General features: G+C 70.1%; 11 protein-coding genes and 1 tRNA gene. 4 read left to right on the top strand and 8 right to left on the bottom strand.

Going from position 1 to position 16,174, the window contains the following annotated elements; genetic code table 11:
* Window positions 1–43: 43 nt before the first annotated feature.
* From SSPS47_RS23540 to SSPS47_RS23505, 8 genes are all read right to left on the bottom strand, one after another.
* The gene (locus tag SSPS47_RS23540) at window positions 44–1,735 is read right to left on the bottom strand and encodes a trypsin-like serine protease (RefSeq protein WP_164252772.1); all 1,692 of its coding nucleotides are present in this window, start codon (window positions 1,733–1,735) and stop codon (window positions 44–46) included.
* Between the two features lie 175 nt (window positions 1,736–1,910).
* Window positions 1,911–3,980: a transcription termination factor Rho gene (gene rho, locus SSPS47_RS23535; protein WP_164252771.1), complete on the bottom strand. Its 2,070-nt coding sequence runs from the start codon at window positions 3,978–3,980 to the stop codon at window positions 1,911–1,913.
* A gap of 392 nt (window positions 3,981–4,372) precedes the next feature.
* Window positions 4,373–5,293 carry a homoserine kinase gene (thrB, locus tag SSPS47_RS23530; RefSeq protein ID WP_164252770.1) on the bottom strand — a complete coding sequence of 307 codons (921 nt, stop codon included), beginning with the start codon at window positions 5,291–5,293 and terminating at the stop codon, window positions 4,373–4,375.
* 274 nt (window positions 5,294–5,567) lie between these two features.
* A complete protein-coding gene (gene thrC / locus SSPS47_RS23525) occupies window positions 5,568–6,638 on the bottom strand; it encodes a threonine synthase (RefSeq protein WP_164252769.1) in 1,071 nt (356 codons plus the stop codon).
* A 7-nt stretch (window positions 6,639–6,645) separates the two neighbouring features.
* Window positions 6,646–7,956, bottom strand: coding sequence for a homoserine dehydrogenase (locus SSPS47_RS23520; RefSeq protein ID WP_203557909.1), 1,311 nt, complete (start codon window positions 7,954–7,956; stop codon window positions 6,646–6,648).
* Between the two features lie 95 nt (window positions 7,957–8,051).
* Window positions 8,052–9,443, bottom strand: a complete 1,392-nt coding sequence (gene lysA / locus SSPS47_RS23515; RefSeq protein WP_164252768.1) for a diaminopimelate decarboxylase — start codon at window positions 9,441–9,443, stop codon at window positions 8,052–8,054.
* Between the two features lie 52 nt (window positions 9,444–9,495).
* On the bottom strand, window positions 9,496–10,509 hold the full coding sequence (nrtL, locus tag SSPS47_RS23510) for an ArgS-related anticodon-binding protein NrtL (RefSeq protein WP_164252767.1): 1,014 nt from the start codon (window positions 10,507–10,509) through the stop codon (window positions 9,496–9,498).
* Window positions 10,510–10,598: 89 nt separating this feature from the next.
* Window positions 10,599–11,090: a response regulator gene (locus tag SSPS47_RS23505; RefSeq protein WP_164252766.1), complete on the bottom strand. Its 492-nt coding sequence runs from the start codon at window positions 11,088–11,090 to the stop codon at window positions 10,599–10,601.
* Between the two features lie 124 nt (window positions 11,091–11,214).
* Here SSPS47_RS23505 and SSPS47_RS23500 point away from each other — a divergent pair.
* The 4 genes from SSPS47_RS23500 (at window position 11,215) to SSPS47_RS23485 (ending at window position 16,173) form a co-directional block, all read left to right on the top strand.
* Window positions 11,215–11,286, top strand: a tRNA-Arg gene (locus tag SSPS47_RS23500).
* A 668-nt stretch (window positions 11,287–11,954) separates the two neighbouring features.
* Window positions 11,955–14,468 (top strand): sensor histidine kinase, encoded by a 2,514-nt coding sequence (locus tag SSPS47_RS23495; protein ID WP_164252765.1) that lies wholly within the window; start codon window positions 11,955–11,957, stop codon window positions 14,466–14,468.
* Window positions 14,465–14,872, top strand: a complete 408-nt coding sequence (locus SSPS47_RS23490; RefSeq protein WP_164252764.1) for a roadblock/LC7 domain-containing protein — start codon at window positions 14,465–14,467, stop codon at window positions 14,870–14,872. The genes SSPS47_RS23495 and SSPS47_RS23490 overlap by 4 nt, the downstream gene beginning before the upstream one ends.
* A 98-nt stretch (window positions 14,873–14,970) precedes the next feature.
* Window positions 14,971–16,173 (top strand): ABC transporter substrate-binding protein, encoded by a 1,203-nt coding sequence (locus SSPS47_RS23485; protein ID WP_164252763.1) that lies wholly within the window; start codon window positions 14,971–14,973, stop codon window positions 16,171–16,173.
* Window position 16,174 lies beyond the last annotated feature (1 nt).

The raw sequence follows: 16,174 nt of genomic DNA, 5'->3' as shown, positions 1-16,174 counted from the left end.
ATCTGCCGGCGAGTGACCGGTCAGCCGGTTCCCACCTGCGGTTTCACGCGATTGTGTAGTAGCTCTGCCAGCCCGTGCCCAGGCTCACTCCTGCGGCGAAGATCTCGGACGTGGCCTTGCCGGTGCCCTTGAGCAGGGACAGGCTGCCGCCCGGGGTCCGGACGAGGACGTCGGCCTTGCCGTCGCCGTTCACATCGCCGGGGGTGACGATCAGGTTGTACGCGGACCAGTCGGCGCGGACGAGGACCGGAGCCTCGAAGGGGGCGGTGGACTTGCCCGTGCCCTTCACCAGGTAGAGGGCGTTGGTGCCGCCCCGCCGGACCAGCAGGTCGGTCTTGCCGTCGTTGGTGAAGTCGCCGTGGCCGCGGACCTGGTTGTACACCTGGTAGCCGGTGCCGGAGTTGACCGCGGTGTTGAACTTGCCGTTGCCGAAGCCCGGGTACACCATCACCGTGCCGGCCGACGTGACCGAGACGATGTCGCCCTTGCCGTCACCGTTCACATCACCGGGGGCGACGATCGCGCGGACCGTCTTCCAGTTGGAGAACAGCTTGGTCTTCACGTACGTCGCGCTGCTCACGGAGCGGTGCAGCCAGTAGACGTCGCCCGTGCTGGCCTGCCGTGCGACGAGGTCCTCGTAGCCGTCCCTGTTGAGATCGGTCTGCACGATGTAGTTGTAGGCGCCGTACGAACCGGCGAACGCCTTGCGCGTCAGCTTCTCCCCGGAGGAGGTGAAGGTGTAGCCGGTGCTGCCGGTCGTACGGGCGAACGGGTCCGCCCGGTGGTCACGGCTGAAGCTGGTGTCGTCGATGCGCGGCTGGATCGCGGGCATGTACGTGGAGACCTTGGTGTAAACGTCGTACGTGCCCTGGTAGTTGCACAGCTCGGACTGGGTGGCGACTCCCCATGAGGTGATGCCGATGATCCGGCCGCTCACCATCATCGGGCTGCCGGAATCACCGGGACAGGTCGCCTTGCCCGTGCTGTTGTCGCCCGTGCCGCCCACGCCAGCGCAGATCATGTGGCCGGGCTTGTAGGCGCCCGGGGTGTTGAGCACGGTGTCGAGGTTCTCGGTGCAGTCGGCGTCCGAGTTCAGCGGCTGGGTCACCCGCTGGAGGGTCGCGGCCAGCGTGTCGACGTCCGGGTCGGAGCCGGTCATGCCCCAGCCGTAGGTGGTGGCGGTGGTGCCCGGCGCGTAGCGGGCGGTGTCGCCGTACGACGCGGGCTGGGCCGGCGTGTTGGTCAGCGGCTTGGCGAGCGTCAGCAGAGCGACGTCGTTGTCGATCTTCTCCGCGTTGTACGAGCCGGCGAAGTACGAGCGGCTGATCTTGACCGCGGTGCCCTCGTCGTTCGGACCACCGGCGAGCTTGGCTGTGCCGGCCAGAATCATGCCGCGGCCGACCATGTCGAGCGCTTTGCCGTTCTCGTCGGTGACGCAGTGCGCCGCGGTGAGAACCTTGTTGGGAGCGACGAGCGTTCCGCCACAGGTGAAGTAGAAGTAACCGTCGTTGTCGAACTCGAAAAGCAGCTGCACCATCCAGGGGGCGCTGCTGATGGAAGTGTTCGTTCCGCCGATGATTCGCGGAGACACTTCCTTGGAACTGACGACCTCGGCGCCCTTGGGCGGCAGGAACTTCTCACTGCCGCCACCGCCGTCGGCGGCCTGAGCTGTGGTTACGAGTCCACCGGCGAGAACGGCAAGTGCCGCCGTACCGGCGGCTATCAGTCTTCGCATTTTCGAGACGGGTCGGCCATGACGCGACACACGCACGCAAATCTCCCGCTAATCAAGGGAATTGGTTTGGCGCCGTGTGGGGGGGATGGAACGGCTCATCGGATATTACATGCAGAAATCCGCCCCGTCACCGGAGCAACGGGGCGGATCCATACGGAAGTTCTGCAATCGGACGTCAGTCGTTGCCGTTTCCGGGCGACGGAGTATTCTTCTGGATCTGGAGCAGGAACTCCGCGTTCGACTTCGTCTTCTTCATCTTGTCCAGCAGCAGCTCGATCGCCTGCTGCTGGTCGAGCGCGTGCAGCACCCGGCGCAGCTTCCAGACGACGGCCAGCTCGTCGCTGCCGAGCAGGATCTCTTCCTTACGGGTGGAGGACGCGTCCACGTCCACCGCCGGGAAGATGCGCTTGTCCGATAGCTTCCGGTCGAGCTTGAGCTCCATGTTGCCGGTGCCCTTGAACTCCTCGAAGATCACCTCGTCCATGCGCGAGCCGGTCTCGACGAGCGCGGTGGCCAGGATGGTCAGCGAACCGCCGTCCTCGATGTTGCGCGCCGCACCGAAGAAGCGCTTCGGCGGGTAGAGCGCGGTCGAGTCGACACCACCGGACAGGATGCGTCCGGAGGCCGGGGCGGCGAGGTTGTACGCGCGGCCCAGGCGGGTGATGGAGTCCAGCAGGACGACCACGTCGTGACCCAGCTCCACGAGGCGCTTGGCGCGCTCGATGGCCAGCTCGGCGACGGTGGTGTGGTCCTCGGCGGGGCGGTCGAAGGTCGAGGAGATGACCTCGCCCTTCACCGACCGCTGCATGTCGGTGACCTCTTCGGGACGCTCGTCGACGAGGACGACCATCAGGTGGCACTCGGGGCTGTTGACCGTGATCGCGTTGGCGATCGCCTGGAGGATCATGGTCTTGCCGGTCTTCGGCGGGGCCACGATCAGACCACGCTGGCCCTTGCCGATCGGTGCGACGAGGTCGATGATCCGCGTCGTCAGCACACCCGGGTCGGTCTCCAGACGGAGCCGGTCCTGCGGGTAGAGCGGGGTCAGCTTCTGGAACTCCGGCCGCCCGCGGCCCGATTCGGCCGCCATGCCGTTCGCCGAGTCCAGGCGCACGAGCGCGTTGAACTTCTCGCGGCGCTCGCCGTCCTTGGGCTGGCGCACCGCGCCGGTGACGTGGTCACCCTTGCGCAGGCCGTTCTTGCGGACCTGGGCGAGCGACACGTACACGTCGTTCGGGCCCGGCAGGTAGCCGGAGGTCCGGATGAACGCGTAGTTGTCGAGGATGTCGAGGATGCCCGCGACGGGGATCAGCACGTCGTCGTCGGCGACCTGCGGCTCGCCGCCGCCACCGAACTCCTCGCGGCCACGACGGCCACGACGGTCGCGGTACCGGCCGCGACGGCCGCGACGGCCGCCCGCCTCGTCGTCGAAGTCGTCCTGCGGCCCGTTGCCCTGGTTCTGGCCGCCGCCCTGGCGCTGCTGACGCTGGCCGCCGCCCTGCTGACCGCCACCGCCCTGCTGGTCGTCGCCCTTGCCCCGGCGGTCGCGCTGGCGGCTCTGGCGGTCACCGCGGTCGCGGTCGCCGCGCTCGCCCCGCTGGCCGCGCTCCTGGCGGTCGCCGCGGCGTCCGTCGGTGTCGCCCTGGGCGGACGGGGAGACGGCGGCCTCGGCCTTGGCGTCGGGACGCTCGTCCACGACGGTGTCGGTGCCCGACTCGCCGCGGGTCTCGGTCTTGCTGTCCGGGCTGCCCGCCTGCGCGGTGGCCCTGCGCCGACGACGCTCGCCCGAAGGCTGGTCGTCGCTCGCCGGCTGGCCCGGGATCTCGATCTGCCCGTCGGCCTTGTCGGCCTTCTCGGCCTTGGCCGGGGCACGGTCCGGGGTCTTGTCGGCGGCGGGGGCTTCCGTGACGGGAGCCGCGTCGCCCGTACGGGCCTTGGAGGTGGCGCGCCGCTTGGGCTTCGTCTCGGCGTCGCCGCCGGCCGTCCCGTCGCTCTTGGGCGCGGGCGAACCGCCGCCCTGCGCCTCCTTGATGACCTCGATCAACTGGCTCTTGCGCATCCGCGCGGTGCCCCTGATGCCGAGGCCGGACGCGACCTGCTGAAGCTCGGCCAGGACCATGCCGTCGAGGCCGGTGCCGGAGCGGCGGCGCCGTGAGGTGGTGCCAGTGGCAGCACCTTCGGCGGGCGCGGTGGTGTCGACGCTGTTGTCGGCGCTCACGCCCATCAGATCGGTGGTGTCGCTCACGAAGGGTCCTTCCCTGGAGCGGACGTCGGCCTTCTGGCTCGGCGACCGGTTGTGCTGTCCGACCGCGGGTCGTGATCGTGTCGATCACGGGCCGAGGTCGGGGCGATGGTCCCGCCGGGTACGGCGGAGAACTTGCGTACGTGCAATGGGTCCGGCCCGAGGTCCCCCTGCTCGGCCCACTCCTGGACACAGCGAGGGGTGTCGTGCCGGTTCCGGGGCGTGCTCAAAACTGCTCAGGCAGGCTGCTCAGGCAGTCGGGGAGGCTCCCGGAAGAATGGTGGTCCCGAATGGGGACGCGAAGCACCGAGCCAAAAAGACGTCGGGTGCAGACTTGAGGTTAACACTACCGGCTCCAACAAACATTCCCCCTCTCACTCACCGGCAATCCACCGTCACTGAGAACCGAGCGGCAGAACGCTCGCGCCCGTTCCGTCGAGGCCGAGCCTGTGCGCCGCCCAGCCCTCGCCGGCCAGCTGTACGACCTTGTCGGCCGCACTGTCCTCGGTCAGCGCCAGGACCGTGGGGCCCGCGCCGGAGACGACCGCGGGGACGCCGTCGGCCCGCAGCCGGCCCACGAGCTCCACGCTCTGCGGCATCGCCGGAGCGCGGTATTCCTGGTGCAGCCGGTCCTCGGTGGCCGCGAGAAGCAGCTCGGGACGCCTGGTCAGAGCCTCGACGAGCAGTGCCGAGCGGCCCGCGTTGAAACTCGCGTCCACATGGGGGACGGAGCGCGGGAGCAGCCCGCGCGCGGTCTCGGTGAGGACCGCCGTGCCGGGCACGAACACGACGGGGACCACGGATTCGGCGACCTCCATCCGGATGGCCCGCGCCGCTCCCCCGTCGGTCCAGGCGAGCGTGAAACCGCCGAGCAGACAGGCCGCCACATTGTCCGGGTGGCCCTCGATCTCGGTGGCCAGCTCCAGCAGCGCGGTGTCGTCGAGCCTGGCGTCGCCGCCTATCGTCACGGCGCGCGCGGCGACGATCCCGGCGCAGATGGCGGCGGACGACGAGCCGAGGCCGCGGCCGTGCGGGATGCGGTTGGCGCAGACGACCTCAAGGCCCCGCGGCTGGCCCCCGAGCAGGTCGAACGCGGTGCGCAGGGACCGTACGAGCAGGTGGTTCTCGTCGCGGGGCAGCGTCTGCGCGCCCTCGCCCGCGATGTCGACGTGCAGGCCGGAATCGGCCACGCGCACCACCACGTCGTCGTAGAGCCCGAGCGACAGGCCGAGGGCGTCGAATCCCGGCCCGAGGTTGGCGCTGGTGGCGGGGACGCGCACCCGTACGGCGGCGGCGCGGAAAGCGGGACCGGCCATCGCTTGGACGACTCTCCTTGTGTGGCGGCGAAGTCTCGACGAGATACGGAAACACCCGACGGCCACGAAGGCAACAACACCGCGGCATATGCGGCGGGGCGGGTTGGGTACAGCCTATCGAAGGAAGGTTCTGTGGCGACATAGGGCGCACAGGAGGCGCACGATGCGTGTCGCGTGCCTTCCTGTGCGCCTATGCAGGGTCTTGGTGTGCTTTGTGCGCGGGCGAACCGGTGCCCGGCCCGCCCGGCACGGCCCCGGGCGGGCCGTGTGCCGTCTAGACGAGTCCGAGGCGCTCCGCCGCGGTCACGGCGTCGACGGGGACGGTGACCGGCTGGGGCGCGCCCGCGACCGCCCAGTCGGGGTCCTTGAGGCCGTTCCCGGTGACGGTGCAGACGATGCGCTGGCCCCGGTCGACCTTGCCCTCCTCGGCCGCCTTGAGCAGACCGGCGACGGACGCGGCCGACGCCGGCTCGACGAAGACACCCTCCTGGGCGGCCAACAGCCGGTAGGCGCGCAGGATCTGTCGGTCCGTCACCTCGTCGACGAAGCCGCCCGACTCGTCCCTGGCGGCGAGCGCCTGCTGCCAGGACGCCGGGTTGCCGATACGGATCGCGGTGGCCACGGTGTGCGGGTCCTTGACGACCTCGCCGCGCACGATCGGCGCCGAACCGGACGCCTGGAAGCCCCACATGCGGGGCGTGCGGGTCGCGGGGCCGTCCGCGGTGTACTCCGTGTACCCCTTCCAGTACGCCGTGATGTTGCCGGCGTTGCCGACGGGCAGTACGTGGATGTCGGGGGCGTCACCGAGCGCGTCCACGATCTCGAAGGCCGCGGTCTTCTGGCCCTCGATACGGGACGGGTTCACCGAATTGACCAGTGCCACCGGGTAGTTGTCGGACAGTCCGCGCGCCAGCGTCAGACAGTCGTCGAAGTTCCCCTCGACCTGGAGGATCTTCGCGCCGTGCACCAGCGCCTGGCCCATCTTGCCCAGCGCGATCTTGCCCTGGGGGACGAGGACGGCGCAGACCATGCCGGCCCGTACCGCGTACGCGGCGGCCGACGCAGAGGTGTTGCCGGTGGAGGCGCAGATGACGGCCTGCGCGCCCGCCTCCTTGGCGTGTGTGATCGCCATCGTCATGCCGCGGTCCTTGAAGGACCCGGTCGGGTTGGCGCCCTCGACCTTGAGGTGCACCTCGCAGCCCGTGGCCTCGGAGAGGACCTGGGCGGGGACGAGCGGCGTACCGCCCTCGCGGAGTGTGACCACCGCCGTCGTCTGCGCGACCGGCAGCCGGTCCCGGTACTCCTCGATGATGCCGCGCCACTGGTGGGTGCCGATGCTCGTCATGGGTCCCTTACTCCCCTTCAACACGCATAATGCTGGCGACACCGCGCACGGTGTCGAGCTTGCGCAGCGCTTCGACGGTCCCGGAGAGGGCGGCGTCGGGCGCGCGGTGGGTGACGACGACGAGGGATGCCTCGCCGCCGAGTCCTGCACTGTCGAGCCGGCCCTGCTGGCGCACGGTGTCGATCGACACGTCGTGCTCGGCGAAGACCGTGGCGACCTGGGCCAGTACACCCGGTTTGTCGGCCACGTCGAGGCTGATGTGGTACCGCGTCACGACCTCGGCCATGGAGCTGACCGGCAGCCGTGTGTACGCGGACTCGCCGGGCCCCGTAGACTCGCCGATCCGGTTGCGGCACACCGCGACGAGGTCGCCGAGCACGGCGGACGCGGTGGGCGGGCCGCCGGCCCCGGGGCCGTAGAACATCAGCTGTCCGGCCGCCTCCGCCTCGACGAAGACCGCGTTGTACGCCTCGCGCACGGAGGCGAGCGGGTGGCTGAGCGGGATCATCGCCGGATGGACGCGCGCGGTGACCGACTTCCCGTCGGCGGCGCGCTCGCAGATGGCGAGGAGCTTGACGGTGCAGCCCATGCGCCGCGCGGAGGCGATGTCGGCGGCGGTGACCTCGGTCAGTCCCTCGCGGTGGACGTCGTCGAGGCGTACGCGGGTGTGGAAGGCGATCCCGGCGAGGATCGCGGCCTTGGCGGCGGCGTCGAAGCCCTCGACGTCGGCGGTCGGGTCGGCCTCCGCGTAACCGAGCGCCGTCGCCTCGTCCAGCGCCTCCGAGTAGCCGGCGCCCGAGGAGTCCATCCGGTCGAGGATGAAGTTCGTGGTGCCGTTGACGATGCCGAGCACGCGGTTGACCTTGTCCCCCGCGAGGGACTCCCGCAGCGGCCTCAGCAGCGGGATGGCGCCCGCGACGGCGGCCTCGTAGTAGAGGTCCTTGCCGTGCCTCTCGGCCGCCGCGAAGAGCGTCGCACCGTCCTCGGCGAGCAGCGCCTTGTTGGCCGAGACGACGGACGCGCCGTGCTCGAAGGCGGTGGTGATCAGCGTGCGGGCGGGCTCGATACCGCCGATGACCTCGACGACGACGTCGATGTCGCCCCGTTTGACCAGCGCCGTCGCGTCCGTGGTGATCAGGGCGGGGTCGATGCCCTCGCGCACCTTGGAGGGACGGCGGACGGCGACCCCGGCGAGTTCCAGGGGCGCGCCGATCCGCGCGGCCAGATCGTCGGCGTGCGTCGCCATGATGCGCGCCACCTCTGAGCCGACGACTCCACAGCCCAGCAGCGCCACCTTCAGCGGACGCGTACGCATCATGCGACCTCGATTCCCTCTCTCAGCGATGTGGACCAGTCTCACGCACCGGACGGAAGTTTCTACCCTCCGTCCGTCATACGAGACGTCTGTCTCAGCTAACCGACGTCCAGACGCAGGAGATCTTCCTCCGTCTCGCGCCGGACGATCACCCGCGCCCCGCCGTCCTTGACGGCGACGACGGGCGGGCGCGGCGCGTGGTTGTAGTTGCTCGCCATGGAGCGGCAGTACGCGCCGGTGGCGGGGACCGCGATCAGGTCTCCGGGCGCCAGGTCGGCGGGCAGGAACGCGTCGCGTACGACGATGTCACCGCTCTCGCAGTGCTTGCCGACGACGCGCGAGAGCATCGGCTCGGCGTCGGAGCGGCGGGAGACGAGCGCGACGCTGTACTCGGCGTCGTACAGAGCCGTACGGATGTTGTCCGACATGCCGCCGTCGACGCTCACGTACGTCCGCAGCCCTTCCAGGGGCTTGATGGTGCCGACCTCGTAGAGCGTGAAGGCGGTCGGGCCGACGATGGCGCGGCCGGGCTCGACGGAGATCCGGGGGGTGCGCAGGCCCGCGGATTCGCACTCACGGGTGACAATCGCGGTCAGGGACTTGGCGATCTCGTGCGGCTCGCGCGGGTCGTCCTCGGGGGTGTACGCGATGCCGAGGCCGCCGCCGAGGTCGATCTCCGGGAGTTCGACGCCGTGCTCGTCGCGGACCGCGGCCAGCAGTTCGACGACGCGGCGCGCGGAGACCTCGAAGCCCGCCATGTCGAAGATCTGCGAGCCGATGTGCGAGTGGATGCCGACGAGTTCGATGCCGTCGAGCCGCAGCGCGCGGCGGACGGCCTCGGCGGCCTGTCCGTCGGCCAGCGCGATACCGAACTTCTGGTCCTCGTGGGCGGTGGCGATGAACTCGTGGGTGTGCGCCTCGACGCCGACGGTGACCCGGATCTGCACGGGCTGCACCCGGCCGAGGCTCTGCGCGATGTGCGCGACGCGCACCATCTCCTGGAAGGAGTCGAGGACGATGCGTCCGACGCCCGCGGAGACGGCGCGCTCGATCTCGTGCACCGACTTGTTGTTGCCGTGCAGCGCGATGCGCTCGGGGGGCATGCCCGCGTCCAGCGCGGTGGCCAGCTCGCCGCCGGAGCAGACGTCGAGGTTGAGCCCCTCCTCCTTGAGCCAGTGGACGACGGCGCGGGACAGGAACGCCTTGCCCGCGTAGAAGACGTCGGCGTCCTTGCCGAAGGCGTCGGCCCAGGCTCGGCAGCGGGCGCGGAAGTCGGCCTCGTCGAGGAAGTAGGCGGGGGTGCCGAACTCCTCGGCGAGCCGGGTGACCGGCAGTCCCGCGACGGTGGCGACACCGTCCTCGTCGCGGCTGACCGTGCGCGACCAGATCTTCTCGTCCAGCGTGTTGAGGTCGGCGGGCGGCGGGGAGTAGTGGCCCTCGGTGTGCACGTCGGCGTAGCGGGGCCCGGCGGGGTGGGCGGAACGGCTCATCGTCTTCTTGCTCTCTTGGTTACGTCGGATGCGTCCGACTCGGCGGACCGCATCAGAGGTGTTCGGGCGCGTCGATACCGAGGAGGGTGAGGCCACCGGCCAGCACCGTCCCGGCGGCTTCGGTGAGTGCGAGCCGGGACCGGTGGGCGGCCGAGGGTTTCTCGTCGCCGGCGGGCAGCGGGCGGCAGGTCTCCTGGAAGTGCAGGAACGCCTCCGCGGTGTGTTCGAGGTGCCGGGCGACCCGGTCGGGGGCGCGGTGGCGGGCGGCGGCGGCGAGTACGCCGGGGTGGTCGCCGATGCTGTCGAGAAGCGCGCGGGCGCCGGGTTCGAAGGTGTCGCCGTCGCCCCTCGGGATGCCGAGGGCGGCGGCGTTGCGCAGGAGCGCGCGGGTACGGGCGTGGGCGTAGCGCACCGTGAACAGGGGGTTGCTCTCGTGCTGGACGAGAAGGTCGTCGCCGGTCGCGGCCGCGTCGTGGGCCGCGGGCCGCAGCAGACCCCAGCGGGCGGCGTCGGTCCCGAGGCGGGCGAACAGGTCACCCGCGAGAGTGGCGCAGACCGGCCGCACCGTCAGCCGCTCGGTGGCGTCGGGGCCGGTGCGGGCGTCGGCGCCCTGCGCGCGCAGCAGCCGCATGACGGTCTCGGTGCGGACGGCCGCGCGGAGTTCACCGGCGGGGGCGAGGATCACGGCGGTGCCGGCGAGGGCGTCCCCGTGCCCGTACCCGATCCCGGCGCCGAGGACGGCGCGGACGACTTCGGCGCGGCTGCCGGGGGCGAGCGTGAAATTGAGGAAGCCGGGTCCCGTGACGTCGACGCGGGAGAGGGCCGGGGTGGAACGCAGGATCTCGGCACGCAGGATCTCGGCACGGAGGATCTCGGCGATGTCGAGGGGACTGCGCCGGGCGGGGCCCGCGAGCCGCAGCGCGACGGAGGTCGCGTAGTCGCCGCTGCCGCCGGGCCCGGGACGCCCGACCTGGACGCTGTCCGGTACGGGCCCGGCCAGGACACCCTCGTCGACCGCGCGGCGCAGGGCGCGCAGCACGGTCCGGGAGAGGTCGGCGGGGGTCACGGGACCAGCGTATGGGAGGAGGGGGGCGTCTTCGCGAACCGGTTTCGCGATGCGGGCACCTGCACGGATCCGGCCGGCCCGCGGGGCCGTCAGCCGCGCGCGCTTCCGGGCGTGCTGCCGGCGCGCCCCGCCTCGTACCTGTCGTCCAGCGACGGGCTCTCCCGGCGCATCAGCCGGCGTACGACCCTGACGAGGTCGGCGGGCTCGAACGGCTTGGCGAGGAAGGCGTCCACGCCCGCGACGATGCCGGTCTCCACCTCGTACCGCGTACAGGCGCTGATGATCGCGACGGGCAGGTGCGAGGTCAGCGGATCGGCCCGCAGACGGGCGGCGGTGCGGATGCCGTCGAGGCGCGGCATGACGATGTCGAGGGTGATCACATCGGGCCTGACCCGGTGGACGACGTCCAGACACTCGGCACCATCGGCCGCGGTCACGACCTCGAAGCCCTCCAGCTCAAGGTTGACCCTGATCAACTGCCGGATGACCCTGTTGTCGTCGACAACGAGCACCCGGCCTGACGCGCCAGACACCACACGAGAGTAGGTCGGCCTCCCGGGCCGCGTCCGGGTTTTCCCCACTTCTCACCCCGCGTGGGGCACCGGCCGGCGCGGGGCGGCGCGACGCCTCACGGCAAATACCTGTTCACGACGACCCCACGGGGGCTGGTAGGGTTTTACCCGTCGCCAAGGTCCACGGCGACACGCCCCCGTAGCTCAGGGGATAGAGCATCGGCCTCCGGAGCCGGGTGCGCAGGTTCGAATCCTGCCGGGGGCACCGTATTCAAGGTGCCGAACAGGCCTTCCTTTCAGACCACGCGTCTGATCGGGGGGCCTGTTGTCATGTGCGGCCACGGTTCGGCGCCGGGCGGTCGGTGTGTCCTTCCCACCGTCCCGGCACCTCCGTTCGGGGAAGGACCGGTTGACGGTTTGTCACTTGAGTGAATGCCGTGTGGAGGAACTCGTCAGGTGTGCGGTTGTGACCGAAATGCCGCCCGTGGCACGCCTGTTCAGGACCGATGATCTAACCCTTCGGCAACGACATTCCGAGGACCGCACCTCCAGTCAAGTCGCCACGCCGAACTACCCATGTACATTCCGGTAGTTGGCGCCATGAGGGGCCAGAAACGCCTGTGGGCTGGCCAATTGCGCTGGAGTTGAAACGATTCGGCGATTCCGCTTACGGCTCCGAGAGGTGCTTCGGGCGTTGATTGTGGCCGAGTTGGACCGTTCGTGGCCTGTTAGGCACCTGCATTTTTCGAGGATGCACGCATCCGTAACGAGGTGCTACGGCATAGGATCAAGCCGCGCCACGGGGGCCTCGCCAGTCCCTTCCGTAACGTTGCACACGATCTACTCGCGATCCCCACCGACACCCCCCAACCCGTTAATAGGTATCTGCGTGTCACCGATACTCAGCACCGGTTCCGGCGATGGAGCCGCGCAGTGAAAATCAATCGTCGCCTCGTCCTGCTGGTCACCGTGCCGCTCGTAGTGGCCGTCACCTTCGCGGTGCTGGCCCTCGCTCCCGCGACCAACCAGGCACTGCAGGCCAACCGCCTCACCGCCATGGTCGATGTCGCCTCCTCCGTAAGCGAGTTGACCCATCACTTGCAGCGCGAGCGGGCAGCGGCCACCGCCTTGGTCTCCACCCAGGGCGATCCGGACTCGTTCCGCGAAACCTCCAACGCGACGGACAAGAGTGTCGCCCAATTCCGTTCAAAGATCGGCAGCTTGTCGTCCGTTCCGGGCACCGCGCAGGCCGCTCTGGACCGGATCGACCGCTTCATCGGTGAAATGCCCTCCCTGCGCGCCCAGGTGCGTTCCGGAGGGAGCACCGTCACGGCGCTGACGTTCGGCTACCGGATCGTGATCGCCGACCTGATCGACTACCGCGACGGCATCGCCCAGGCCGACGGTGTCGACGCCGAGGTCGCCGACCGGATCCGCGCCGCCGCCGCGCTGTCGCGGGCCTCCGAGCACATGGGCCAGCAGCAGGTCGCGGTCATGAAGGCGCAGGCCACGGGCGGCTTCACCGAGGCGTCCAAGCGGACCTTCGAGGCCACCAGGATCGGCTACACCGAAGCGACGGGCGCCCTGTTCGACCTGGGTCCGGTGCAGTGGCGGACCTGGCTGGAGCGCACGCTCTCCGGTCCCAAGGCCCTTGAGGCACGCCGGCTGGAGGACCAGGTGGCGCGCACCGCGCCGGACCAGGAACTCACCGTCTCTCCCAAGAAGTGGCAGCAGGCGACGGCCGACCGGCAGGCGATCCTGCGGTCGGTCGAGAGCCGTATCGACGAGTCCGTGCTCAAGACGGTCACCGAGACGCGCACCTCGCTCGCCTGGCTGGCCGGCGCCGAGGTGGCGCTGGTGCTGCTCACGCTCATCAGCGCGGTCGTCGTCGCCATCAGGCTCGGCCGCGTGATGATCCGCCGGCTGCGGGACCTGCGCAACGCCGCTCACGAGGTGGCGCACACGGGTCTGCCGCGGGTCATGACGGAGCTGTCCCAGCCCGGCGCGCTCAGCGGCGCCACACCCGAGCAGGTCGCCGAGCGGTCGGGCAACCCGGTCAAGACCACGGGTCTGGACGAGATCGGCGAGGTCGGTGAGGCGTTCAACGCCGTTCACCACGAAGCCGTCCGCCTCGCGGCCCAACAGGCCCACATCCACGAGCAGTTCGCCGAGACGCTGGTCGGTGTCGCCCGCAGGGGAGCGCAGTTGACCACCGTCATGGTGTCCGAGCTGGACGCGGTGCAGCGCGACGAGGCCGACCCCGAGCGCATGAAGACCCTCTTCGCGCTCGACCACCTGGCCATCCGAATGGAGCGCAACACCAACAACCTGCTGGTGCTGGGTGGCTACGGGCACGGCCGGGTACGGTCCGCCGACATCTCCTGCTCGACGGTGATCGTGGCCGCCGCGCAGCAGATCGAGCGCTTCGACCGGGTCTCCCTCGGTGTCATCGAGTCGGGCATCGGCATCGCCGCGCGTGTGGTCCACGACGTGGCGCACATCCTGGCCGAACTCCTCGACAACGCGACGCGCTTCTCGCCCCCGGACAAGCAGGTCGGGGTCGCGGTCTGGCGTCTGTGGGACCGGGCCGTCGTACAGATCGTCGACGAGGGCGTGGGCATCACCGCCGAACGGCGCGCCAGCCTCAACAAGGGTCTGCTGGAGCCGAAGGCCGGCATCGGCGACGTACGGTCCATGGGTCTGCACGTGGTCGCGCGGCTCGCCGCCCGGCACGGCATCGTTGTCGAACTGCGCGACTCCTCCGGACCGGGCACGATCGCCGAGGTCACCCTGCCCGCGAACGTGCTGGCGGCGGCTCCGCAGGAGACCGCGCCGCCCGCGCAGGGCGCGCTCGGTGAGCGCCCCGGCGTGCGCTACGAGACGCCGCGCCCGATCACCGGTCCCGGACCGCTCCGCCGCCAGTCGGCGGGAGCGGGAGCGGGCGCGGGGGCTCCGGCCGGCCGGAGCGGCATCGGCATCGGCATCGGCAGGAACGGCGACGCCGCCGCGGCGGGCGACTACAACCCGGGAGGGGACAGCGGCTCCGCCGGGTCCTCCCGTGACGGCTCACGCGGTTCCGACGGCTCACGCGGTTCCGACGGCTCACGCGGTTCGGACGGGGCGAAGGGGTCCCCCGCCGACGACCGCGAGCGCTCCAACGCGCCTTCCCAGCACCCCGTTCACGCGGAGCCGGTCTCCCGTATCGCCGGAGTCAGCTCCTCGGGACTGCCACTGCGGCAGCGCAACACACCCAAGCAGTGGCCCACCCTGGGCAAACGCGACGGTGCGGAGCAGCGATCCGGCTCCGCCCCCAAGCCGTCGCCCCGCCGTCGGGACTCCCGGCAAGTCTCTGACGTCCTGGCGGCCTACGCCCAGGGGATCAACAGGAGCACGAGCCACCGCGGGCGCTCCGCCACCGACGACGACACCCAACGGAGCAAAAAATGACCACCTCACCCAACGACCTCAGCTGGATCCTCAGCGGATTCGCCGGGCGCATCCCGGAGGTCACCCAGGCGATAGCCGTGTCCGTGGACGGACTCGCACTGGCCTACACCGGGGTGGAGCGTGACGACGCCGACCGACTGGCTGCCATCGCGTCGGGTGTCGTCAACCTGCTCTCCGCCGCTGCCCAGTTGACGAACACCGACCCTGTCGAGCACAGCCTGACCGCCATGGAGGGCGGTTACATGTTCTCGATGGCCGTCTCCAGCGGCGCGTCCCTGCTGGTCACGACCACCAGGGACGCGGACATCGGCGAGGTCAGCTACATGATGTCCGAACTGATCAACCAGGTCGGCGACTCCCTGAGCCCCCAGATCCGCGACACGGACGCCCAGCCCTCCCGCTGACGTCCGGGTCGTGCAGGCCCCACCGTCCGGTTCGTTTGCCGTACGTGGTGTTCCGCTCGTTCCCGTCCGTTTTTTCCTCCATCGCGATGAGAGCCCTCATGTTCTTCGACATATCCATACGTGGCCGCAGCAGAGTCCGGCCGGTCGGCGCAGCCGCCCTCGCACTCGGCCTGGCTGCCGTCACCGGGTGCAGCGGCGACAGCGGCGCCGGCGACGACACTGTGAAGATCGGCCTGGTGGCTTCGCTGTCAGGCACCTACGAGCCCGTCGGCACGGAGCTGCGCAAGGGCTTCGAGCTGTACCTGGCGACGCATGACAACAAGCTGGGCGGCCGTGAGGTCGAGCTGATCGTGGCGGACGAGGGCGACGGTCCGCCGACCGCCGTCCCCGCGGCCACCAAGCTGATCAAGAAGGACAAGGTCGACGCGCTGACCGGCCTGGTCGGCGGCGGTTCGGTCAACGCGGTGCTGCCGCTGATCGACCAGGCCAAGATCCCGCTGCTCGGCTCGAACGCCCGCCCCCTCGTCAAGGACACGAAGTACATCTGGACGACGAGCTTCCTCTCCGACGAGCCGGGCAAGGCCATCGCCCCGTACATCAAGGAGAAGGTGGACGGCCCGGTCTACGCGATCGGCCCGGACTACCAGGGTGGCTACGACGAACTGCGCGGCTTCACGGACGAGTTCAAGAAGGTCGGCGGCGAGCTGGCCAACCCGGACGGCAAGACCAAGTGGACGCCGTTCCCGAAGACCACGAACTTCCTGCCGTACTTCGCCGACATCGCCAAGACGGACGCGAAGGCGGTGTACTGCTTCTACGCCGGCAAGGCCGCCATCGACTTCGCCAAGCAGTACGCGCAGTCGGACGTCGCCGACCTGCCGCTGTACACGGCCTTCGTCACCGAGGGCAGTGTGCTCCAGGCTCAGGGTGACGCGGCGAAGGACGTCTACTCGGTCCTGAACTACGCGGCCGACCTCGACAACGAGGCCAACCGCAAGTTCGCCGCCGACTGGACCGCCAAGCACGAGACCCAGCCGACGACCTTCGCCATGGCCTCGTACGACGCGGCCGCCGTGCTGGACCAGGCGATCAGCGACGCCGCCAAGAAGGGCGACGTGACGCCGGAGGCCATCAACGACGCCATCGGCGGTCTCGGCCAGATCAACAGCCCTCGCGGCAACTGGGAGTTCGGCGACAAGGCGCACTCGCCGGTGCAGCAGTGGTACCTGCGCCAGGTACGCAAGGACGGTGACCAGCTGGCCAACGTCATGGTCCAGGACCTGGCGACCCTCGGCAGCTGAG

The sequence above is a fragment of the Streptomyces sp. S4.7 genome (assembly GCF_010384365.1).
Taxonomy (GTDB): Bacteria; Actinomycetota; Actinomycetes; order Streptomycetales; family Streptomycetaceae; genus Streptomyces.
The sequence above is the reverse complement of the archived record's forward strand: the minus strand, read 5'-3'. Positions and strand labels throughout refer to the sequence as shown.